Annotated in this window: 16 protein-coding genes, 1 tRNA gene and 2 pseudogenes; 2 read left to right on the top strand and 17 right to left on the bottom strand. The window is 72.0% G+C overall.

Translation table 11 applies throughout. The features are described 5' to 3' along the window. Positions 1–205: 205 nt before the first annotated feature. Positions 206–652 carry a TIGR03618 family F420-dependent PPOX class oxidoreductase gene (locus KK483_RS19850; protein ID WP_262006549.1) on the bottom strand — a complete coding sequence of 149 codons (447 nt, stop codon included), beginning with the start codon at positions 650–652 and terminating at the stop codon, positions 206–208. Positions 653–740: 88 nt separating this feature from the next. On the opposite strand from KK483_RS19850, the pseudogene KK483_RS19845 reads away from it, so the two are divergent. Beyond that, positions 741–1,036 (top strand): annotated as a pseudogene (locus KK483_RS19845) (integrase); the annotation flags it as partial. A gap of 45 nt (positions 1,037–1,081) precedes the next feature. On the opposite strand, the gene KK483_RS19840 reads toward KK483_RS19845, so the two are convergent. The 11 genes from KK483_RS19840 to KK483_RS19790 all read right to left on the bottom strand — a co-directional run bounded on the left by KK483_RS19840 (position 1,082) and on the right by KK483_RS19790 (position 17,663). Continuing rightward, a tRNA-Thr gene (locus tag KK483_RS19840) sits at positions 1,082–1,155 on the bottom strand. Positions 1,156–1,263: 108 nt separating this feature from the next. Next, positions 1,264–2,841 (bottom strand): alpha/beta hydrolase, encoded by a 1,578-nt coding sequence (locus KK483_RS19835; RefSeq protein ID WP_262006548.1) that lies wholly within the window; start codon positions 2,839–2,841, stop codon positions 1,264–1,266. Positions 2,842–2,908: 67 nt separating this feature from the next. Beyond that, positions 2,909–4,114, bottom strand: coding sequence for a DNA polymerase III subunit delta' (locus tag KK483_RS19830; protein WP_262006547.1), 1,206 nt, complete (start codon positions 4,112–4,114; stop codon positions 2,909–2,911). Between the two features lie 153 nt (positions 4,115–4,267). Then, positions 4,268–7,354, bottom strand: coding sequence for a dTMP kinase (gene tmk, locus KK483_RS19825; protein ID WP_262006546.1), 3,087 nt, complete (start codon positions 7,352–7,354; stop codon positions 4,268–4,270). A gap of 136 nt (positions 7,355–7,490) precedes the next feature. Then, positions 7,491–10,361 (bottom strand): type I DNA topoisomerase, encoded by a 2,871-nt coding sequence (gene topA / locus KK483_RS19820; RefSeq protein ID WP_262006545.1) that lies wholly within the window; start codon positions 10,359–10,361, stop codon positions 7,491–7,493. A gap of 284 nt (positions 10,362–10,645) precedes the next feature. Further along, the gene (locus tag KK483_RS19815; RefSeq protein WP_262006544.1) at positions 10,646–10,843 is read right to left on the bottom strand and encodes a hypothetical protein; all 198 of its coding nucleotides are present in this window, start codon (positions 10,841–10,843) and stop codon (positions 10,646–10,648) included. A 299-nt stretch (positions 10,844–11,142) separates the two neighbouring features. Beyond that, positions 11,143–12,663 carry a class I SAM-dependent methyltransferase gene (locus KK483_RS19810; RefSeq protein ID WP_262006543.1) on the bottom strand — a complete coding sequence of 507 codons (1,521 nt, stop codon included), beginning with the start codon at positions 12,661–12,663 and terminating at the stop codon, positions 11,143–11,145. Positions 12,664–12,984: 321 nt separating this feature from the next. Continuing rightward, positions 12,985–13,638: a small secreted protein gene (locus KK483_RS19805; RefSeq protein ID WP_262009608.1), complete on the bottom strand. Its 654-nt coding sequence runs from the start codon at positions 13,636–13,638 to the stop codon at positions 12,985–12,987. A 274-nt stretch (positions 13,639–13,912) separates the two neighbouring features. Then, the gene (locus KK483_RS19800; RefSeq protein WP_262006542.1) at positions 13,913–16,309 is read right to left on the bottom strand and encodes a sodium-translocating pyrophosphatase; all 2,397 of its coding nucleotides are present in this window, start codon (positions 16,307–16,309) and stop codon (positions 13,913–13,915) included. Between the two features lie 303 nt (positions 16,310–16,612). Continuing rightward, complete coding sequence (locus tag KK483_RS19795; RefSeq protein WP_262006541.1) at positions 16,613–17,110, bottom strand: ATP-binding protein; 498 nt, start codon at positions 17,108–17,110, stop codon at positions 16,613–16,615. 199 nt (positions 17,111–17,309) lie between these two features. Next, the gene (locus KK483_RS19790) at positions 17,310–17,663 is read right to left on the bottom strand and encodes an STAS domain-containing protein (protein ID WP_003967428.1); all 354 of its coding nucleotides are present in this window, start codon (positions 17,661–17,663) and stop codon (positions 17,310–17,312) included. A 79-nt stretch (positions 17,664–17,742) separates the two neighbouring features. On the opposite strand from KK483_RS19790, the gene KK483_RS19785 reads away from it, so the two are divergent. Beyond that, positions 17,743–20,316 (top strand): DEAD/DEAH box helicase, encoded by a 2,574-nt coding sequence (locus KK483_RS19785; protein ID WP_262006540.1) that lies wholly within the window; start codon positions 17,743–17,745, stop codon positions 20,314–20,316. Between the two features lie 40 nt (positions 20,317–20,356). Here KK483_RS19785 and KK483_RS35525 read toward each other — a convergent pair. The 5 genes and pseudogenes from KK483_RS35525 to KK483_RS19760 form a co-directional block, all read right to left on the bottom strand. After that, a pseudogene (locus tag KK483_RS35525) lies at positions 20,357–20,563 on the bottom strand (Rv3654c family TadE-like protein); the annotation flags it as partial. Between the two features lie 56 nt (positions 20,564–20,619). Continuing rightward, the gene (locus KK483_RS19775; protein ID WP_262006539.1) at positions 20,620–21,030 is read right to left on the bottom strand and encodes a TadE family type IV pilus minor pilin; all 411 of its coding nucleotides are present in this window, start codon (positions 21,028–21,030) and stop codon (positions 20,620–20,622) included. Then, positions 21,017–21,238 (bottom strand): DUF4244 domain-containing protein, encoded by a 222-nt coding sequence (locus KK483_RS19770; protein ID WP_399014358.1) that lies wholly within the window; start codon positions 21,236–21,238, stop codon positions 21,017–21,019. The genes KK483_RS19775 and KK483_RS19770 overlap by 14 nt, the downstream gene beginning before the upstream one ends. An 84-nt stretch (positions 21,239–21,322) precedes the next feature. Then, the gene (locus tag KK483_RS19765; protein WP_262006538.1) at positions 21,323–22,111 is read right to left on the bottom strand and encodes a type II secretion system F family protein; all 789 of its coding nucleotides are present in this window, start codon (positions 22,109–22,111) and stop codon (positions 21,323–21,325) included. Further along, positions 22,108–22,941, bottom strand: a complete 834-nt coding sequence (locus tag KK483_RS19760) for a type II secretion system F family protein (RefSeq protein WP_262009606.1) — start codon at positions 22,939–22,941, stop codon at positions 22,108–22,110. The genes KK483_RS19765 and KK483_RS19760 overlap by 4 nt, the downstream gene beginning before the upstream one ends. Positions 22,942–22,946 lie beyond the last annotated feature (5 nt).

Below are 22,946 nucleotides of genomic sequence, written 5' to 3'. Positions count from 1 at the left end.
GACTCCAGCACCGCCTGCCGGGGGCGGTCAACACGACGAGGTCACTGGCCGGCCCTCTCCTCGGCCCGGCCCTTGCTCGGCCCATGATCCGCCGGACGAGCCCTGGCACGGCCTGCACATCCACCAGGCGCGGCCCGCTGCTGGTCGGCGTGCTCACCGCCGCTGACAGCCACCTTCCCGCACCGCGCCGCTTCAGCGGTGCCCGTCAGGGAGCGGGGGCGGGTCCACCGGGCCGGAAGTGCTCCACCCCGACGATGTGTCGCACCTTGACCGGACGCACGATCACAGCAACCCGTTGCTCGCCCGGCATGAGCCACTCAAAGCGCTCGCTGCCCAGGTACTTGCGGGCCAGCTGGTCCATCCGGTCGTGCGCCTCCTGACCCTCGATGAAGCGGGTCACCACACCATTGATCTGCACCCTGTCGAAGGGGTCGACGGCGTCCGCGTGCGAGAGATAGACGCGGGGGTCGCGGCGCAGATTCTCCTCCTTCACCCGGCCCACCGAGGTGTTGAACATCAGCTCCCCCTCTCCCTCCAGATCCACCCACATGGGGCTGACCTGCGGTGCTCCGTCGGCGAACACAGTGCCGACGTACCAAATGTTGGGGGCTTGCAGCCGGGCGCGGACGGTCTCGTCGAAGATCGCAGTCACCCCGGGAGAGTACAACCAAGCGAGCTGGTGGCCGAAGGCGTCCTGAAGCAGATCAAGTTGGGCCGCACGCGCAGGGCCCGGCGTGAAGGAAGCAGTGATCGATGACCGCCCCCTGTACGACGGCAGCCGCCACACCGCCGGCGCGATCCTGAACGAACTGGGTGTCGACATGCCCACGATCATGGAAACCCTGCGGCACACGCGATCAGTCAGACCCGGCGGTACGCGAAGGGCCGATCCCACCTGTCGAAGGACACCATGCAACGCATGGGCGAGTTCTTCGTACCCCCGCCTGCGACCCCGGTTCCGGGCCCCGCTGAGACCACCACTGAGACCGCTGACACCCGCGCGGCCCGCGCGCAGCGTCGTCGCCGTATCCGCTGAACGAAAAAGCCCAGCTCAGACAGTGTCTGAGCTGGGCTTCCACAGAGCCGCCTTCGGGATTCGAACCCGAGACCTACGCATTACGAGTGCGTTGCTCTGGCCATCTGAGCTAAGGCGGCAAGCTGCCGACAGTCCCGCCCCGGAAGAGCAGGCTCGCATCAGCAGCGGCGCTAAGTCTACAGGGTTAATCGGGGTGCCTCTGACCGGCCCGGTGCCTGCCGGGGTGGTCAGGTGCAGCGCTTGTTCTCCGTCGGCGGGGTGCCCTCCAGGAGGTAGGTGTTGATCGCCGTGTCGATGCAGTCGCTGCCGCGGCCGTATGCCGTGTGGCCGTCGCCGTCGTAGGTGAGCAGGGTGCCGGAGGACAGCTGCTCCGAGAGGGCCTGGGCCCACTTGTAGGGGGTGGCCGGGTCGCGGGTCGTACCGACGACGAGGATCGGGGCGGCGCCCTTCGCCTCGATGCGGTGGGGGGTGCCGGTGGCGCGGACAGGCCAGTAGGCGCAGTTCAGGGAAGCCCAGGCGAAGCCCTTGCCGAAGACGGGGGACGCCTTCTCGAAGTCGGCGACGGCCGTCGTCACCTCGTCGGGGGAGGTGAAGGCGGGTGGGGTGTCGAGGCAGTTCACGGCGGCGTTGGCGTACATCAGGTTGGCGTAGGCCCCGTCGGGGTCGCGTTCGTAGTACGAGTCCGACAGCGCCAGCAGTGCGGAGCCGTCGCCGTTCATGGCCTGGGACAGCGCCTCGCGGAGCTGCGGCCAGGCGCCCTCGTCGTACATCGCGGCGATCACGCCCGTCGTGGCCAGCGACTCGGTGAGCTCGCGGCTCTCGCTGGCCGGGACCGGGGTGGCGTCGGTCTTGGTGAAGAACGCCTTGAGCCGGCCGGCCGCATCCGCGGCGGAGGTGGTGCCGAGGGGGCAGTCCGGGCGCCGCACGCAGTCGGCGGCGAAGGACTTGAAGGCGGTCTCGAAGCCCTCCGTCTGGTCGCGGTTCACCTGGCGGGCCGGCAGTGAGGGGTCCATCGCCCCGTCCAGGACGAGCCGGCCGACGCGGTCCGGGAAGAGCTCCGCGTATGTCGCGCCCAGGAAGGTGCCGTACGACGCTCCCACGTACGACAGCTTCGGGTCGCCCAGCACACTGCGCAGGATGTCCATGTCACGGGCCGCCTCGACGGTCGAGACATAGGGCAGGACCGAGGCGGAGCGCTTCTCGCAGCCTGCCGCGAAGCCCTTGTAGGCCGTGCTCAGCCTGCTGATCTCGGCGCGGTCGTCAGGGGTCTGGTCGGTCTGTGTGTAGGCGTCCATCCCCTTGTCGTCGAGGCATTCGACCGGCTCGCTGCGGGCGACTCCGCGCGGGTCGATCGCCACCATGTCGTACTGGGCCCGGACCGGGGCCGGGTACGCGAGACCGGCGTACGCCTGGAGGTAGCCGATGGCGGAGCCGCCCGGCCCGCCCGGGTTGACCAGCAGCGAACCGATCCGCTTGCCCGGGCCCGTCGCCTTCACCCGGGCCACGGCCAGCTCGGCCGACGGCCCGGTCGGCTTCGCGTAGTCGAGCGGGGCCTTGAGCGTGGCGCACTGGAAGCCGGATGCGCCGCAGTCCCGCCAGGCGAGGCGTTGGTTGTAGAACGGCTTCAACTCGGCCGACGAGACGCCGCCCCCGACGGGAGCGGACGCGGTCGACGACCCGGACGGCGAGAACACCTCCGAGAGTGAACCGCCGCCGCTGCAGCCGGAGATGAGCATGCCCGCAGCCGCGGTGAATGCGAGGGCGGAGGTCCGGAGACGGGTCCGGAGGCGTTGCCTGGTGTCCATTCTGGGAGCCTAACCGCCGAGCACGGTTTCGTACCCCTTGCAGCCCGTATGGGCGGTTCGGATGTCGTCAGCCCGCGCGGAGGGCCAGCGCCATCGCCTCCACCGCCAGCAGGGGCGCCACATTCGAGTCCAGCGCCTCGCGGCAGGCCAGCACCGCCTGTATCCGGCGCAGGGTGCGCTCGGGGGTCGAGCCGTGTGCCACCCGGTCGAGTGCGTCCCGCATGTCCTCGTTCGCAAGGGCCACCGAGGAGCCCAGCTGGAGGGCGAGCACATCGCGGTAGAACCCGGTCAGATCGGTGAGCGCGAGATCGAGGCTGTCCCGCTGGGTGCGGGTCTTGCGGCGCTTCTGCCGGTCCTCCAGCTCCTTCATCGCCCCCGCCGTGCCACGCGGCATCCGGCCCCCCGCCACGGCACCGAGGGCGGCCTTGAGGTCCTCCGTCTCCTTGACGTCGACCTCCTCGGAGACCTGCTTGGCATCCTCGCCCGCGGAGTCGACCAGCTCCTGCGCGGCCTTGAGGCAGCCGCCGACGTCCTCGACGCGGAGCGGAAGCTTCAGGACGGCGGCGCGACGGGCACGGGCACGCTCGTCGGTGGCGAGCCGGCGGGCCCTGCCGATGTGCCCCTGGGTCGCCCGAGCGGCTGCCGTGGCCGCGTCGGGCTCGATGCCGTCCCGTCTGATCAGGACGTCCGCCACGGCGTCGACGGGCGGGGTGCGCAGTGTGAGGTGGCGGCAGCGGGACCGGATGGTGGGGAGCACGTCCTCCAGGGACGGCGCGCACAGCAGCCAGACCGTGCGCGGGGCGGGCTCCTCGACGGCCTTCAGCAGCACGTTTCCCGCGCCCTCGGTGAGCCGGTCGGCGTCCTCCAGGACGATGACCTGCCAGCGGCCGACGGCGGGCGACAGCTGGGCGCGGCGGACCAGGTCGCGCGTCTCCTTCACACCGATGGACAGCAGGTCGGTGCGGACCACCTCGACGTCCGCGTGGGTGCCGATCAGGCTGGTGTGGCAGCCGTCGCAGAATCCGCAGCCCGGTGCTCCGCCCAGGGCCCGGTCCGGGCTGGTGCACTGAAGGGCGGCGGCGAACGCCCGTGCGACGGTGGAGCGGCCCGACCCGGGCGGGCCCGTGAACAGCCAGGCGTGCGTCATCTTGGACGCGTCGGGCGGCTGCTCCCCCGCGGCCTGCGCCGTGACCAGCGCGTCGGCGTCCCGCGCGGCGGCGGCGAGCTGCTCCTGGACGCGCTCCTGCCCGACCAGGTCGTCCCACACGGCCATGCAGCCGTCACCGCCTTCCGCTCCGACGTCGTACGAGGTGTGCACCGGTGAGGTGAGGTGAGGTGAGGTGCGGCACCGGGTTCCCATTGTGGGGCAGGGCGCCGACAGCGCCCCACGCCTGTGGAAAACCATTGGTACCCACCGGACACCCCCCTAGCGCCGCCGGTACCGCCCGTCCTCGTCGTCGTGCGGGCCCAGCAGCTCGTCCGCCAGCGTCGGCAAGTCGTCGAGCGGGGTCTCCTCCGCCCAGTCGGAGCGGCGCCGCGGGCGTCCCTCCTCATCGACCTGCGGCAGCTCACGCGTGCGGTCGTTCCCTCCGGGAGCCGCTGCCGGCGGCTCCTCGTCGCGGAAGATGCCGGGAGGCACGCGGTCCGCGGGGCGGTCGTCCTGCACCGGTGGGAGGACGGCCGTCTCGTCGGCGGCCGGATCGGCCTGCGACGCCTCCGGGACCTGCGGGACCTGCGACGCCTCGGGGACCTGCGGGAGGACGGTCGTCTCCTCGTCCTGCTTCGTCATGTCGATGTGCGGACGCGGCGTCTGCACGGTCGGGGCGTCCACGGCCGGGGGCTCGCCGCCCGGAGTTCCCACGACGGGGGTCCTCACCGTCTGGGTCACCTCGTTCGCACCCATCATCGGAGAAGTGGCGGCCTCCGCCGCCCTGCGGGCCTCCTCGGCCCGCAGCAGGGCCTCCTCCGCCTTGCGCTGCTTCTCGCGGCGCCGCTCCTCCGCCTCCGTGCGCAGCCTGGCCTCTTCCTCGGCCTGCCGCCGACGACGGCGCTCCTCTTCCTCCCGGCGGATCTTCTCCTCGGCCTCGCGCCGCCGGCGTTCCTCCTCGGCCAGCCGCCGCGCGTCCTCTGCGCGCTGTCTGGCCTCATCCGCCTGCCGCTCGACCTCGCGCTGCCGCGCCTCCTCCAGCTCCAGCCGCTTGCGCTCTTCCTCCTCGGCGCGCAGCCTGGCGAGCTGCTCCTGGCGCTCGCGCTCCAGGCGCTCCTCCTCCGCCTTCCGGGCGGCTTCTTCCTCGGTCCTGCGGCGGGCTTCCTCCTCGGCGGCCTTCCGGGCCTCCTCCTGTGCCTTCACCTCGGCGTCGGAGAGCGGGAGCACCTGGTCGAGCCGGTGGCGTACGACGGTGGTCACGGCCTCCGGCTCCTGGCCGGCGTCGACCACGAGATAGCGGCCGGGGTCGGCCGCGGCCAGGGTCAGGAAGCCGGCTCGTACCCGCTGGTGGAACTCCGCCGGCTCCGACTCCAGCCGGTCCGGTGCCTCCGTGAAGCGCTCGCGCGCGGTCTCCGGGGAGACGTCCAGCAGCACCGTCAGATGCGGAACAAGTCCGTCCGTCGCCCATCGGGAGATACGGGCGATCTCCGTCGGGGACAGATCACGGCCGGCCCCCTGGTAGGCGACCGACGAGTCGATGTACCGGTCGGAGATGACGATCGCACCGCGCTCCAGCGCCGGGCGTACGACCGTGTCCACGTGCTCGGCGCGGTCCGCGGCGTAGAGCAGCGCCTCCGCACGGTTGGACAGACCGCCCGAGGACACGTCGAGCAGGATCGAGCGGAGCCGCTTTCCGACCGGGGTGGCGCCGGGCTCGCGGGTGACGACCACCTCGTGCCCCTTGGCGCGGATCCACTCGGCGAGCGCATCCACCTGCGTGGACTTTCCGGCTCCGTCGCCGCCCTCCATGGCGAGGAAGAACCCGGTCGCGGACGGCGCCTGCCGCGGGTCCGCGCCACGGCGCACCGCGTCGGCCAGGTCGCGGCGCAGCGGCACTCCGGAACGGTCGTCGGTCCTGGCGAGGACGATCACCGCGACGGGCAGCAGCAGCGCGCCGACCAGCATCAGCGTGAAGGCGGCGCCGCCGTGCGCGAAGACGAAGTCGCCGTTGGCGAGGCGGTGCGGACCGATGGCGGCGGCGAGCAGGGGGGCGGCGATCGCACCGAGACCGATCGAGACGCGGACGACGGCCTGCAGATGCTCGGTGATCCGCGGGCGGCGGAACTCCTCCGTCTCCAGGTCGATCAGGGCATGCCCGGTGTGCGCGGCGACGCCGGCCGCGCCGCCCGCGAGCACGGCGATGAAGAGCACGGTCGCCGTGTCCGGCACGAGCCCGAGGGTCAGCAGCGCGATGCCGGTGACGGCGATCGCGAGGGCGAGGAGGCGGCGGCGGGAGAGAGCGGGCAGCACGGCCTTGGCGCCGCGGATGCCGAGTCCCGTACCGCCGGTCAGCGCCAGGACGAGCAGGGCGAAGGCGACGGGCCCGCCACCGAGGTCACGGGCGTGCAGTACGGCGACGGCCGTGGCGGAGGCGATGGCTCCGGCGATCGCGGCGCAGGCGAGGACGAGCAGCGGCACCGCGCCCGTACGGCCCTTGTCGAGTCCGCTGCCCGTGGACGGACGGCGCAGGCCCTCCAGGGGGGAGCGGGGGCGCGGAGTCTGCGCGTCCGGCAGCTCGACGGCGTACAGCACGGACACCGAGGCGGCGAAGAGCCCGGCCGCGACGTACGACCCGAGGGCCGCCTGGTGCAGCGAGAACCACTCGATGCCGGTGCCGAGCAGATTGCCCATCAGCGTGGCGACGAGCAGGACGGCGGCGCCCGCGGGGACCGCCGCGAAGGCGGTGCGCAGGGAGAGCCGGCGCAGTGCGTCCTGGTGGTCCGGAAGCGGCCGTACCGCGGCGCCTTCGAGCGGCGGCGCCGGAAGCAGCGCGGGTGCGGCGCTCTCCCGCGCGACCGTCCAGAACCGTTCGGCGACACCGGCGACGAAGACCGTGGCCAGGAGGTATCCGAGGGCGCTGTCCGGGACCCAGTCGATCCACAGGGGCGCGATGACGAGCAGGGCGACACGGACGCCGTCTGCGCCGATCATCGTCCAGCGGCGGTCCAGCGGGCCGTTGGCCGCGGTGAGCGTGGTGAGCGGGCCGAGGAGTACGGCCCCGAAGAGCAGCGTCGCGAGGACACGGGCGCCGAACACGGCGGCGACGGCGAACGCCGCCCCCCGGTACCCCCCGCCGAAGGCCCCCTCGGTGATCGCTGCCTGCAGGGCCAGCAGAACCAGCACCAGCAGCGCGAGGGCGTCACCGACGCCGCCGACGAGCTGTGCTCCCCAGAGGCGCCGCAGCGCGGGTACGCGCAGCAGCGACCGCACGGCGCGCTCGCGCGAGTCCGCGGCTAGGGCGTCTGCGGCAAGTGCGCCGGGGTCAGAGAGGGGGCTCTGGGCCGTTGGCTGGTCCGCTCGCGTCATCCGCCCAGCCTATCCGGAGCACATGGCTCCTCGGTGGCCCAGTCCGAACAAACGGGCGGCGGGCCAACGGAAGAGCGGCGGGCCAACGGAAGAGGGGCCACCCACGGGTGGCCCCTCATGTCCGCTGCCCGCTCGACTACTCGTCCGCGGACGAGGTCCTCGCGGCCGCCGTCTTCGCCGCGGCCGTCTTCTTGGCCGCCGTCTTCGCCGTCGTCTTCTTGGCGGTGGTCGTCTTCTTCGCGGCGGTCTTGGCGGCCGTCGTCTTCTTCGCCGCCGTCTTCTTGGCCGCCGCCTTCTTCGCGGGAGCCTTCTTGGCGGCCTTCTTCACCGGCCCCTTCGCGCGCTTCTCGGCGAGCAGCTCGTAGCCGCGCTCGGGGGTGATCGTCTCGACGCTGTCGGCGGTGCGCAGGGTCGCGTTGGTCTCGCCGTCGGTGACGTACGGGCCGAAGCGGCCGTCCTTCACCACGACCGGACGCTCGCTCACCGGGTCCGTGCCCAGCTCCTTCAGCGGCGGCTTGGCCGCCGCACGCCCGCGCTGCTTCGGCTGGGCGTAGATCGCCAGCGCCTCGTCGAGCGTGATGGTGAAGAGCTGCTCCTCGTTCTCCAGGGAGCGCGAGTCCGTGCCCTTCTTCAGGTACGGGCCGTAGCGGCCGTTCTGGGCGGTGATCTCGACGCCCTCGGTGTCCTTGCCGACGACGCGCGGCAGCGACATCAGCTTGAGCGCGTCCTCCAGCGTCACCGTGTCGAGGGACATCGACTTGAAGAGCGAGGCGGTCCGCGGCTTCACCGCGTTCTTGCCGGTCTTCGGGGTGCCCTCGGGCAGGATCTCCGTGACGTACGGGCCGTAGCGCCCGTCCTTCGCGACGATCTCGTGGCCCGTCTCCGGGTCCTTGCCGAGCTCGAAGTCGCCGCTCGGCTTGGCCAGCAGCTCCTCGGCGAGCTCGACGGTCAGCTCGTCGGGTGCGAGGTCGGCGGGGACGTCGGCCCGCTGGTGGCCCTCCGCGTCCTTCTCGCCGCGCTCCACGTACGGCCCGTAGCGGCCGACGCGCAGCTTGATGTCGTTGCCGACCGGGAAGGACGAGATCTCGCGGGCGTCGATCGCCCCGAGGTCGGTGACGAGCTCCTTGAGGCCGCCGAGGTGGTCGCCGTCGCCGTTCCCAGCCTCGGCGGCGGTGCCCTCGCCGCCCGCGGCGAAGCCGCTGTCAGGCACGGTCTCGCCGAAGTAGAAGCGCCTCAGCCACGGCACCGCCTGGGCCTCGCCCCGCGCGATGCGGTCGAGGTCGTCCTCCATCTTGGCGGTGAAGTCGTAGTCGACGAGCCGGCCGAAGTGCTTCTCCAGCAGGTTGACCACGGCGAAGGAGAGGAAGGACGGGACGAGGGCCGTGCCCTTCTTGAAGACGTAGCCGCGGTCGAGAATGGTCCCGATGATCGAGGCGTACGTCGACGGGCGGCCGATCTCGCGCTCTTCCAGCTCCTTGACCAGCGTCGCCTCGGTGTAGCGGGCCGGCGGCTTGGTGGCATGGCCGTCCGCCGTGATCTCCTCGGCGGTGAGCCGGTCGCCCTCCGCGACCTGCGGGAGGCGGCGCTCGCGGTCGTCCAGCTCCGCGTTCGGGTCGTCGGCGCCTTCCACGTACGCCTTCATGAAGCCGTGGAAGGTGATCGTCTTGCCGGAGGCGCTGAACTCGGCGTCCCGGCCGTCGGCCGCGCGGCCGCCGATCTTGACGGTGACCGAGTTTCCGACGGCGTCCTTCATCTGGGAGGCGACGGTCCGCTTCCAGATCAGTTCGTACAGCCGGAACTGGTCGCCGGTCAGCCCGGTCTCGGCCGGGGTGCGGAAGCGGTCGCCCGAGGGGCGGATCGCCTCGTGCGCCTCCTGCGCGTTCTTGACCTTCCCGGCGTACGTGCGCGGCTTCTCGGGCAGGTAGTCACCGCCGTACAACTGCGTGACCTGCGCCCGGGCCGCCGTGACGGCGGTGTCGGAGAGCGTCGTGGAGTCCGTACGCATATAGGTGATGAAGCCGTTCTCGTACAGCTTCTGCGCGATCTGCATCGTGGCCTTCGCCCCGAAGCCGAGCTTGCGCGAGGCCTCCTGCTGGAGGGTGGTCGTACGGAACGGGGCGTACGGCGAGCGGCGGTACGGCTTCGACTCGACCGAGCGGACCGCGAACGCGGCGTTCTCCAGCGCGGCCTTGAGCGCGAGCGCGTTCGCCTCGTCGAGGTGCAGCACCTGGCCGGACTTGAGCCGCCCGTCCGGGCCGAAGTCGCGGCCCTGGGCGACCCGCTGCCCGTCGACCGTGGTGAGGCGGGCGGTGAAGGCGGCGGGGTCGGAGGCGTCACCGGTGCGGCCGGTGGAGAACGTGCCGGTCAGGTCCCAGTACTCGGCGGAGCGGAAGGCGATGCGCTCGCGCTCGCGCTCGACGACGAGGCGGGTGGCCACGGACTGGACACGGCCCGCGGACAGCCGGGGCATGACCTTCTTCCAGAGGACCGGCGAGACCTCGTAGCCGTAGAGGCGGTCGAGGATTCGGCGGGTCTCCTGGGCGTCGACCATCCGCTGGTTCAGCTCGCGCGGGTTGGCGACGGCCTCCTGGATGGCGGACTTGGTGATCTCGTGGAAGACCATCCGCTTGACCGGGACCTTGGGCTTGAGGACTTCCAGCAGGTGCCAGGCGATGGCCTCGCCCTCGCGGTCCTCATCGGTGGCGAGGTAGAGCTCGTCGGACTCGGCGAGCTGCTCCTTGAGCTTTCTGACCTGCGCCCGCTTGTCGGCGTTGACCACGTAGATCGGCTGGAAGTCGTGCTCGACGTCCACGCCGAGGCGGCGGACCTCGCCCGTGTACTTCTCGGGAACTTCGGCGGCCCCGTTCGGGAGGTCGCGGATGTGCCCGACGCTCGCCTCGACGACATAGCCGGGGCCGAGGTAGCCCTTGATCGTCTTCGCCTTGGCAGGCGACTCGACGATGACGAGTCGGCGGCCGCCCTGTGCGGTCTCGCTGGTCGGGGACAACTTCGCTCTTCTCTCCGGTCGACGCTCGGTGGGCACGTACGCGCACGGCGTACGGCGTACGGGCCGTACTGCCACTGCTGTCGCTGCGGAGTGTGACGGTACAACCCGCCCCCGTGTCAAACGGCAAAAGCTCGCAACGGCCACTCGAACGGTAACCCGACTCCAGGCATTCCTGCCGCCCGGACCGCCATGCCGGTCTCAGGGCGTGCCGCGCGGGGCGGCGCCAGGACGGTCGCCCGGCGGGGTGGGCGCAGGCGCCCTGGGCGGCGTGGGCGCAGGGGTGCTCAGACGCGGCTGAAGCACCAGACGCCGGCGACGAGGAAGACGGTTCCGAAGATCGCGGTGAGGGCGGCGGCGGTGGCGCGGTTCACACCGTGTGCGACCGGCGCGCGGTGCAGGACGCGCGCACCCGTCCACACCAGCAGTGCCGCTCCGAACAGCGCGAATGCCGTTCCCGCGAAGATCGCCGGACCGCTCTCCATGCGCGTCTCCTCCTCCTCGGCCTGCCTCCGGGATGCCCCTGGGGCCGAGGCTGACACCTCCGGGCGTCACCCACGCGAATTCCGCGTGAACGCGGTGAGGGTTCACCCGGGCGGCGCCGGTCGTGCGCAGGAGCTGCCGGCAGAACGACAGAACGACAGAACGACAGAAACGGAACAGGAGGCGCCTCCTCCGTGGACCCGCCGTGCAGCCCCGTGCCCCGTGACCCGTACGCACCAGGGGTGCACCCGACGTGTGGCCTATGACCGGATTCACACGGTCGGCTCCGGCCCGTCGCCCGCTATCCGCGCTCCGGGGACGGCTCCAGGAAGCCTTCAGCGACGAGCACCCTGATCGCCTGTGGCGTACGGTCCCGGAGCAGCACCGGGTCCTCGCCGACGAGCTGGGCGATGGCGTCGAGGATGCGTCCGGCGCTCAGCGTGCCGTCGCAGACCCCGGCGAAGCCCGCGCCGACATGGTCGACCTTCGTCGCACGGCGCATGCCGCGGTTCTGCCGCAGCACGACGTGCTCGGGATCCTCGGCGCCCGGCAGTCCGACCTGCTCCTGCATGACCTCAGGGGCCAGCACGAAGGCGTCCGCGAGCAGCGCCGCGTCGTCGTGCGTCCGCAGATAGTCCTGCCGCTCGAAATGGGCCCGCACCGTCTCGCCGAGGGGCTGCTCGACGGGGTGCGGCCACTCCTCCACGACGATCGACGGCTGCGCCGCCCCGGACTTCCGGAGCGAGATCCAGCCGAAGCCGACCGCCTTGGTCCCACGCGCCTCGAACTCGTCCAGCCACGCGTCGTAGCGCGCCGCGTACTCCTCGGGAGCGGTGCGGTGGTCACCGCTGTCCCGGAGCCACAGCTCGGCGTACTGCGTCACGTCCTGCACCTCGCGCTGGACGATCCAGGCATCGCATCCGCGCGGCACCCAGGAGCGCACCCGCTCCTGCCAGTCCTCCCCTTCCACGTGCTGCCAGTTGGCGAGGAAGTGCGCGAACCCCCCTTCGTTCAACCGCTCCCCCGACTCCTGAACGAGCGAGCGGCACAGATCGTCCCCGCCCATCCCGCCGTCCCGGTACGTCAGCCGGGCGCCGGGAGAGATGACGAAGGGCGGGTTGGACACGATCAGGTCGTACGTCTCCGACTCCACCGGCGCGAAGAGCGAGCCCTCGCGCAGATCGGCTTCGGGCGCTCCGGACAGCGCGAGGGTGAGCCGGGCGAAGACCAGCGCCCGCGGGTTGAGATCGGTGGCGGTGACCCGGGTGGCGTGCTGGGTGGCGTGCAGCGCCTGGATCCCGGAGCCCGTGCCGATGTCGAGGGCGGAGGACACCGGCGTGCGGACGGTGAGCCCGGCGAGCGTGGTGGAAGCGCCGCCGACGCCGAGCACGACGCCCTCGGCCCGGCCGCCGGCCCCGCCCGCTCCGCCGACCGCGCAGCCGAGGTCGGAGACGATGAACCAGTCCTGACCGTCGGGCCCGCCGTAGGGGCGGATGTCCACCGTCGCCCGCACCCCGTCGTCGCCGTCCTCGGTCAGCCAGCCGCCGGCGAGCGCCACGTCCAGCGGCAGCGCGGCCCGCGCGCGCTCGGGCGACACCGCCCGCTGGAGCAGGAAGAGCCGGACGAGCGTCTCCAGCGGGGAGTCCCCGCGTGTGGCGCGCAGCGCCGGAACGGTCTCACTGCGGGCGAGGGCCGCATAGGCGGACCCGCCCAGCAGGTCGAGCAGCCCGTCGGCGGTGAAGTCGGCGGCGAGCAGGGCGTCGCGGAGCCGGGCGGACTGATCGGGGACGGGGAGGTCTGCGGCAAGGCTGGTCGTACTCACGCGCCCATTCTCTCCCGCGGGCCACGGCGGTCACCCCTGCCGCGCGGGCAGTGGGGCATCCCGTCCCGGGCATGCCCTGTACGTCGATCACGGGGACGCGGACCGGACGGCCCGGCCGCGGCCGCGACCGCGGCGACCCGCGGGTGCCGGGCCGACCTCGTACGGGTGCCGCCCCGTACGGGTGCGGCGCCGCCTCGTACCGGCTGCGTTCTCGTACCGGCTGCGGCACCGGATGGTTGCGGCCCCGGATGGTTGCGCCCGCGGGCGCCGCCCGGCCGATGGCGGGCACGGGCCGAGCGACGGGACCTGGGCTGCCGGGGTCTACTCGTCCGCGGACTTCGACGTGGCAGGGGACTTGGACGGTCCGGAGGCGTTCGACGGCTTGCTCGCCGGCGCGGACGCGTCCGAGCCGGGGTTGGCGGTCGACGACGGCTTGACCTTCTGGCAGCCGGGCTCCTTCGCCATCGCCTGGCCCAACTCGCCGGACTGCAGCTTGGACAGGGAGTCCTGGTCCATCTTCTCGATCTTCGCCAGACCGTCGGCGACGCCCTGCAGTCCGTCGGCGAACTTCTGCTGGTCCTTCGGGTCGAGCGCGTCGACCTTCTTCTTCAGGTCCAGGTAGGCGACGGAGGTGGCGTTGAGCTCCTTGACGGCGTCCTGCTGCAGCTTCTCGCCGTTCTCGACCGGCGGCGTACCGGCCTCCTGCACTGCCGCGGCCAGCGCCTTGTTGGCGGCGGCGATGTCCTGGAAGGCCTTCGAGTCCGCGGCCTGGATATCGGCAGGCTTGCCGTCGGCGGCGGTCGAGATGATCGCCTGCTGGGCGTCGGCCCTCTTCTGGATCTGCGGCTGCGCCTGGTCGCAGACCGTCTTGGCCCAGGCATTCACCTTGGCGTCGCTGTCGTCGCCGGTGCAGCCGGACAGCGCCAGCACCAGGAGCGCACTGCCGGACAGCGCGGTTGCGAACTTCTTCTTCACCTTCACCGGATCGATCCCTTCCAAGGCTCTCGGCCCCGGAACATACACGCCAACGGCACGACTATCGCATGACAGACGTCCATTATGTACGCCATTGAAGCCATTTGCACCAAGAGAGAGAAGGCTCTCACCTCGGCTCATTCCGGTCGGCCGACGCACGGCGCCGGAACGGTGCGCGGACATGCGAACGGGCGGGCAACGCGTCAATCCGCGTCGCCCGCCCGTACTTTGAGCAGGGACTTCCGCCGGGGCCCTGAGCCCCGGCGGCGACGGTCTACGAAACGACCGCCGGGTCCTGTGACTTCGCCGTCCGCTCGGCGGCGTTGCCTTCGTCACTCACGACGACGGAACGCCGCTTCGAGACGTACACGGCGCCGATGATGACCACGATCGCGAGCGCCGCCACGATCGCCCGTACGCCCGGGCTGGCGTCGTTGCCGTAACTGAACTGCACGATCGCGGGAGCGATCAGCAGCGCCACCAGGTTCATCACCTTCAGCAGCGGGTTGATCGCGGGGCCCGCGGTGTCCTTGAACGGATCGCCGACCGTGTCGCCGATGACCGTCGCCGCGTGCGCCTCGCTGCCCTTGCCGCCGTGGTGGCCGTCCTCGACCAGCTTCTTGGCGTTGTCCCACGCGCCACCGGAATTGGCGAGGAAGACGGCCATCAGCGTGCCGGTGCCGATGGCACCCGCCAGGTACGAGCCGAGGGCACCGACGCCGAGCGTGAAGCCGACGGCGATGGGCGCCATCACGGCGAGCAGGCCGGGCGTGGCCAGTTCGCGCAGGGCGTCCTTCGTGCAGATGTCGACGACGCGTCCGTACTCCGGCTTCTCGCTGTAGTCCATGATCCCGGGGTGCTCGCGGAACTGTCGGCGCACCTCGTAGACCACCGAACCCGCCGACCGGGAGACGGCGTTGATCGCCAGCCCCGAGAAGAGGAAGACGACCGCGGCTCCGAGGACCAGCCCCACCAGGTTGTTGGGCTGCGAGATGTCCAGGCTCAGGGTCATCTCCCCGGCCTTGGCGCCGACCTCCGCGACGGCGGTGGCGATCGCGTCGCGGTACGAGCCGAAGAGCGCGGCCGCGGCGAGTACCGCGGTCGCGATGGCGATGCCCTTCGTGATCGCCTTCGTGGTGTTGCCGACGGCGTCGAGGTCGGTGAGGACCTGCGCGCCCGCGCCCTGGACGTCGCCCGACATCTCGGCGATGCCCTGGGCGTTGTCGGAGACGGGGCCGAAGGTGTCCATGGCGACGATGACGCCGACGGTGGTGAGCAGACCGGTGCCGGCCAGCGCCACCGCGAACAGCGCGAGCATGATCGACGTGCCGCCGAGCAGGAACGCGCCGTACACGCCCAGACCGATCAACAGCGCCGTGTAGACGGCCGATTCCAGGCCGATGGAGATGCCGGCGAGGACGACGGTGGCCGCGCCGGTCAGCGACGACTTGCCGATGTCCCGGACGGGACGGCGGGTCGTCTCGGTGAAGTACCCGGTCAGCTGCTGGATCAGGGCCGCGAGCACGATGCCGATGCCGACGGCGACGAGCGCGAGGATGCGCGGGTCGCCGGCGTGGCTGAGGATCGCGGCCTCGGTGACACCGTCCAGCTCCGCGTAGCTCGACGGCAGGTACGCGAACACGGCCACGGCCACCAGGGCGAGCGAGATCACCGCGGAGATGAAGAATCCGCGGTTGATGGCGGTCATCCCGCTGCGGTCGGCGCGCCGCGGGGCGACCGCGAAGATGCCGATCATCGCGGTGACCACGCCGATCGCCGGGACGATCAGCGGGAAGGCCAGACCCAGATCGCCGAAGGCGGCCTTGCCGAGGATGAGCGCCGCGACGAGCGTGACGGCGTACGACTCGAAGAGGTCGGCGGCCATTCCCGCGCAGTCGCCGACGTTGTCACCGACGTTGTCGGCGATGGTGGCCGCGTTGCGCGGGTCGTCCTCGGGGATGCCCTGCTCGACCTTGCCGACGAGGTCGGCGCCGACGTCCGCGGCCTTGGTGAAGATGCCGCCGCCGACACGCATGAACATGGCGATGAGCGCGGCCCCGAGGCCGAAGCCCTCCAGGACCTTGGGGGCGTCCGCCGCGTAGACGAGAACCACGCAGGAGGCACCGAGCAGGCCGAGGCCCACCGTGAACATGCCGACCACGCCGCCCGTACGGAAAGCGATCTTCATGGCCTTGTGCGCGACGGCCGTCAGATCCTTTTCCGGCTCGCCTTCCGCCGGTGTGGCCTCGCGCGCGGCCGCGGCCACGCGCACATTGCTGCGTACGGCAAGACGCATGCCGATGTATCCGGTGGCGGCCGAGAACAGCGCGCCCACCAGGAAGAACACCGAACGTCCCGCACGTTGGGACCAGTTGTCGGCCGGCAACAGCATCAACAGGAAGAACACGACGACGGCGAAGATGCCGAGGGTGCGCAACTGCCGGGCCAGATAGGCATTCGCGCCTTCCTGGACGGCAGCCGCGATCTTCTTCATGGAATCGGTGCCTTCGCCGGCCGCCAGCACCTGGCGCACCAGCAGCTGGGCGACGACCAGCGCCGCCAGGGCGATGGCCGCGATCACGATGACGATCATCCTGTTGTCATCGGTGAGTACCGCGGCCGCGAGAGAAGTGGGGTGGTCGGTCAGGTGTGGGTTGAAGAGCCCCGCCATTCGTCCTCCTTGACGTTCAGAGCTCAAGATGTGGACGGATTGTAGGTAGCGGGACCTGATCAAAACAGGGCGCCGCAAATGGAATTGACCTTGACTTGCTACTCAGCAAATGATCGCGCTCCACGATTACCCCCGAAAGCGGTAATGGGGCAAAAGCATTGACGCTTGATCAATGATCTAGGAAAATGAAAAAGGCCCTGCTCAGCAGGGCCTCTCAGAGGGACGTACGTGCGGGCGGCCGTCAGCGTGACGCACACGGGCCGTCAGCGGCCTGCCGCCTCGCCGTCAAGGGGGCGTGACAAATCAGGGCACGATCGTGGCCTGGGGTGTCGGCCAGCTCATCCGGATGACGCCGCCGTCCTTGCCCGTCACCACCTCGACGTCGTCCACGAGCCCGCTGATCACCGCGAGCCCCATCTCGTCCTCACCGGCGTCGCTCTCCTGCTCGCCGGACTGCCCGACGGAACCGGAACCGCGACCGGACTCAGAACCGGAACCGGATTCGGCGTCGGCTTCGGCCTCGGCCTCGGCCTCGGTGGCGCCGCCCGGACCCGGCACTTCATCGCCCACCTCGATGGTGAACGTCTTCTCCTCCTCGGTCAGCACGACCCGCACGGGGGCGGTGATGCCGTTGCTGCGGTGCAGCCCGACCGCCCGGCTGCACGCCTCGCCGACGGCGAGCCTGACCTCGTCCAGCGCCGCCTCGTCGACCCCGGCCCGGCGCGCGACAGCAGCGGCCACCAGTCGGGCCGTCCTGACATGCTCGGGCTGGGCGCTGAAGCGGAGTTCAACGGTGGCCATGCGGTCCCCCTCGGACGTACGAGCGTGCGAGCGTGCATCTCCAGGGCCCGGGCTTGCGCCCGGAACCCCTGTTTCTTCCGGCAGCCGACCGGACCCGGATCCGAACCGTTCGAATCCGGCCCCAGAAGCTCCCCAGCGCTCCCGAGAGGCACCGGACCGACTGAACGGTCCGGAACCCCTCCCAGAGCCCTCCGGCGACTCAGTCCGTCGCCGCGACGGCCTCGTCGACCGTGGTGTGGATGGGGAACACCTTGGTCAGACCGGTGATCCGGAAGATCTTGAGAATGCGCTCCTGGTTGCAGACGAGACGGAGCGAGCCTTCGTGCGCACGCACACGCTTGAGACCGCCCACGAGCACGCCGAGGCCGGTCGAGTCGAGGAAGTCCACACCCTCCATGTCGACAACCAGGTGGTAGCTGCCGTCGTTCACCAACTCGACCAACTGCTCGCGCAGCTTGGGCGCGGTATACACATCAATCTCGCCACCGACCTCGACGACCGTACGGTCGCCACCAGGGCCGGAAACATTGCGAGTCGACAGGGACAGGTCCACGGATCCTCCAGCACCTTGCTATCGAGCGGTCGCCCCTCGGGTCTCCCCGACGGAGCCAGGGGACGGATCGCCAGCCGCGATGGCATTCAATCACTTACCAGCAGCCATGCACGACGCCTTGGGACCATTGTCCGTCACGCCGGTGACACACTCGGTGCCGATGGCACAGAATCACCGTCCCAGACGACCTCCCGAGAGCGGGGAAACCCGCCCCTCCCCCGGTACGGTCCTCGACCGGCTCACCGCAGGGGCGGGCCGGGCTGCGCGCATCACTCATACGGAGCACTTGCCCCCCAGGCCGGGGCGCCATGCCGTATGGCCGCACCGCATCCGTGCGGAAGTGATCAACGCCATTCGAACGGCCGGTATCGAGCACCCCTGGGCCCACCAGGCGGCGGCCGCGGAGCACGCCCTGGACGGCGAATCGGTAGTGATCGCCACCGGCACCGCCTCCGGCAAGTCGCTTGCGTATCTCGCCCCGGTGCTCAGCACGCTCCTCGACGGCGCCGAGGCCCCCAACGGGCGCGGCACCACGGCCCTCTACCTCGCCCCGACCAAGGCCCTGGCCGCCGACCAGCGCCGCGCCGTCAGAGAGCTCGCGGCACCGCTGGGCAACCGTGTGCGCCCGGCCGTGTACGACGGGGACACACCCGTCGAAGAGCGCGAGTGGGTGCGCCAGTACGCGAACTATGTGCTCACCAATCCCGACATGCTCCACCGCGGGATACTTCCCTCGCACCCCCGCTGGTCCTCCTTCCTGCGCTCGCTGCGCTATGTCGTCATCGACGAGTGCCACACCTACCGGGGCGTCTTCGGCTCCCACGTCGCCCAGGTCCTGCGGCGGCTGCGCCGTGTGTGCGCCCGCTACGGTGCGCATCCCGTCTTCCTCCTCGCCTCGGCCACCGCCGCGGAACCCGCCGTCGCCGCCCGCCGCCTCACCGGCCTGCCGGTCACCGAGGTCTCCGACGACGCCTCGCCCCGCGGCGAGCTCGTCTTCGCCCTCTGGGAGCCCCCGCTCACCGAGCTGCACGGCGAGAAGGGCGCCCCGGTGCGCCGCACGGCCACCGCGGAGACCGCCGACCTCCTCACCGACCTGACCGTCCAGGGCGTCCGCTCGGTCGCCTTCGTACGCTCCCGGCGCGGCGCCGAACTGATCTCCGTCATCGCTCAGGAACGCCTGGCCGAGGTCGACCGCTCCCTCGCCCGCAGAGTCGCCGCCTACCGGGGCGGCTACCTCCCGGAGGAGCGCCGCGCCCTGGAGCAGGCTCTGCACTCGGGCGAGCTGCTCGGTCTGGCCGCCACGACCGCCCTGGAGCTCGGCGTGGACGTCTCCGGCCTGGACGCGGTCGTGATCGCCGGCTATCCGGGCACCCGGGCCTCGCTGTGGCAGCAGGCAGGCCGGGCGGGGCGCTCCGGGCAGGGCGCTCTCGCGGTGCTGGTCGCCCGAGACGACCCGCTGGACACCTTCCTCGTCCACCACCCCGAGGCGCTCTTCCGGCAGCCGGTGGAGTCCACCGTCCTCGATCCGGACAACCCGTACGTCCTTGCCCCGCACCTCTGCGCGGCCGCCGCGGAGCTGCCCCTGACGGAGGACGACCTCGCCCTGTTCGGCCCCGCCGTGCCGGAGCTGCTGCCCCAGCTGGAGAGCGCCGGACTGCTGCGCAGGCGCGCCGCGGGCTGGTACTGGACCCGGCGCGAGCGGGCTGCCGACCTGACCGACATCCGCGGTGAGGGCGGCCGGCCGGTGCAGATCGTCGAGGCCGCGACCGGCAGGCTGCTCGGGACCGTCGACGAGCCGGCCTCCCACGCCGCCGTGCACGACGGGGCCGTCCACCTCCACCAGGGCCGTACGTACCTGGTGAAGCAGCTGGACCTGGAGGACTCGGTCGCCCTCGTCGAGGAGGCGAACCCGCCGTACTCCACCACCGCCCGCGACACCACCTCCATCTCCGTCCTGGAAACCGACACCGAGATCCCCTGGGGCGCCGGCCGGCTCTGCTACGGCTCCGTCGAGGTCACCAACCAGGTCGTCTCCTTCCTCCGCCGCAAGCTGATCACCGGGGAGGTGCTCGGTGAGACCAAACTCGACCTGCCATCGCGCACCCTGCGGACCAGGGCCGTGTGGTGGACGGTCACCGAGGACCAGCTGGACGCCGCTCGGGTGAACCCGGAGCAGCTGGGCGGCGCCCTCCACGCGGCCGAGCACGCCTCCATCGGGATGCTCCCCCTCTTCGCCACGTGCGACCGCTGGGACATCGGCGGCGTCTCGGTCCCGCTGCACCCGGACACCCTGCTGCCGACCGTCTTCGTCTACGACGGCCACCCGGGCGGGGCGGGCTTCGCCGAGCGGGCCTTCCACACCGCCCGCGAGTGGCTGACCGCGACCCGGGAGGCCATCGCATCCTGCGAGTGCGAGGCCGGCTGCCCGTCATGCATCCAGTCCCCCAAGTGCGGCAACGGCAACGACCCGCTGCACAAACGCGCCGCCGTCCGCCTGCTGACGGTCCTCCTCAGGGAGGCTCCCCAGGCCCCCGCGGAAGGCGAAGTCCCTGAGGTGCCTGGCCCGCAGGAGCCTCCGGACGGTCCTGCGGACCTGTCCCCCGCATCCCGTGAGGGGCGGCTGCGCCATCCGGAGGACCCGCCCGGGATCTGACCTCCGGCGCATATGGGCCGAGAGCAGCCGTGGCCGTCACATCGGCGATCTCGCCGTCCACAGCGCACCGTGCCAAGGCCGCCCCCTGAGCGCGCGCCACCCGCGCCGCCGCGGCGCACGCCGGCCCTGCGCCCTCCAGCGCCAGGTCGGCCGCGGCGAGGGCGGCCAGATCGGCGGCGGCGCCCGCGCGGTGCCGGGCGACCACCGCTTGGCCCAGAGCGAGGACCACGGCGAAGACCGCGCACATCGCGCACGCCGCCACGGCCACCCACACGGTCGCCGAGCCCCGGTCGTGGCGGCCGCTCATGGCGCGCCGCTCCCCGCCGTGTCCTCGGCGACCGTGTCCTCGGCGACCGTGTCCTCGGCGAGAGCGGCGGCCTGTGCCGTCAAGGTCAGCGCCAGCGCTCCCGGGCCGGGAGCGGGCGCATCCACCCGCACCCGCCACAGGTCGCCGTCCCGTTTCAGCGAGATGTGGGCCCCTTGCGGTGCGGCCGAGCGGGCGGCGGCCAGCGCGGCCGTCTCCGGCTCGGATCTCGCGGCGGCCCGTGCCCCGGCCCTGGCCGCGTCCACGCACTGGATCTGTGCGGCGGCCGCCACCAGTGCCCACACCAGCGCCATCGTGAAGACCACGAGGGCGGGAACGGCCACCGCCGCCTCCGCGGTCACGGAGCCGTGATCGTCCCCGATGCCGGCCCGGGTGTCAGAACTGGGCATCGAGCGCCTTCCCGATCACCGATTCGAGGGCCTTCGACACCGTTCCGCTCGTGACCACCTTGTAGAGCACCGCGGCGAAAGCACAGGCCGCGATCGTCCCCATGGCGTACTCCGAGGTGGTCATACCCGCGTCGCCGGGCGCCCGCGTCCTGCGCAGACTCACCCGTGCTACGGCCATGCGTCCCTTCAGCCATGCCATGAATGCCATGCCAACCCCCTGGATTTCGTCGCGCAGTCATGCGCTTCGGTTGCTTCTTCCGTTGTTGCTTCCGTTGTTGCTTCCGTTGTTGCCTCAGTCACCGTTCAGCAGCCCGCTCGCCAGCCCGATCACCACCGGAGCCACCCCGATGGCCAGGAACGCAGGCAGGAAGCAGAGCCCCACCGGTGCCGTGATCAGGACCTGGGCTCGCTGAGCCCGCGCGGCGGCGCTCCTGGCCCGCTCCGCCCGAAGGCCCGCGGCCAGCCGGGAGACCGGCTCCGCCGCCGGCGCGCCCGACGACCCGGACTGCTCCAGACAGCGGGCAAGGCCCGCGGCGCCCGGTATCTCCGCGAACCGCCCCCACGCCCGGGCCGGTTCGCTGCCCAGCCTCAGCTCGGCAGCCGTCCTCGCCAGCCGCTCGCCGACCGGGCCGCCAAGCGACTCCCCGACCGCCTCCGCCGCCTCGCGCGGCCCGGCCCCGGCCGAGACGCAGGCGGCCAGCAGATCGGCGGCGAGCGGCAGTTGCCCGGCCGACCGGTCGTCGCCCGTGGCCCGGTCCCGGGCGCGGCCTTGCTGCCACTTCCGCAGGCCGAAGGCCCCCAGGGCGCCGAGCAGGAGACCCGTCACCCCACCGGCCAGGACAATGCCGGTGATCAACGCGCACGCCGGAAGGGCCCATTGCCGCACTCCCGCCGCGTACCGCAGCGTCCACCGCGGGGCCGGCCCGTGCTCGGGCCGCGTGCGCTCCGCCGGCAGCACAGCGTCGATACGCCTGCGCGTCCGCCTCGCGCGGCGCCAACCCGCCGTCCAGCAGCCCAGCCAGACGACAGCCGCCGCCATCGACACCGCCGCCCCCATCCTGTGGACGAACTCGCCGCTCATGGCCGCTCCCCCGCCCGCACGATCCGTGCCGCCCAGCACAGGCCCGCGGCCTCCAGCAGCCCGCCCGCCAGCAGGCAGCCCATGCCAACCGGGGTGTGCAGCAGCACCCGAAGGGGGTCCGCGCCCAGCGCCCAGCCCAGCGCCAGCCCGACCACCGGGAGGAGCGCGAGCACCACGACGGTCGACCACGCTCCCGCCAACTGCGAGCGCAGCCCCTCCCGTTGGTCCCGTTCGGCCCGGAGCGCCGCCTCCAGCCGGTCCAGACCGGAGGCCAGCCCGGCCCCGCCATCCACCGACACCAGCCAGCACGCCGCGAGCCCGGCCAGACCTTCCGCACCCGGCTCACAGGCCGCCCGACGCAGCTCCGCGGGCACATCTCCGCCGAACCTGGCGGCCGCCAGCACCGCGGCCTCCGCCCCGCCGAGCGCCCCCGTGGCACGCCCTGCCGTCAGCAGCGCCTGCCCGGGCTGGTGCCCCGCCCGCAGCTCGCCTGCGATGCCCCCGCACAGGGCGACCACCGCATCGGCCCTGCGCTCACTGTCCCGCCCCCGCTCCCGGGCACGGAGCCGCCGTCGCACCCACGGCACGGCAACCAGGCCCAGCACCAGCGGCAGCACCGACTCCCCGACCGCCGCGAGCAGCAATCCCACCGGCAGGCAGAGCCACTCCCGCCGCAGCCGCCAGACGGCCCGCAACCACCGCTCCGGGTCCCAGCCGGTGGCCGGCCGCACCATGCCACCGCCCGCGAGCACCAGCCCTGCTCGCCGCCTCCCCTGGTCGCCGCCCGCCGTCAGCAGCGCCGCAGCCCCCGCGCACACCGCCGCACACATCGCCA

Source organism: Streptomyces sp. FIT100 (assembly GCF_024584805.1).
Taxonomy (GTDB): domain Bacteria; phylum Actinomycetota; class Actinomycetes; order Streptomycetales; family Streptomycetaceae; genus Streptomyces.
Note: the sequence above shows the minus strand (reverse complement) of the source record. Positions and strands in the feature narration are given on the sequence as shown.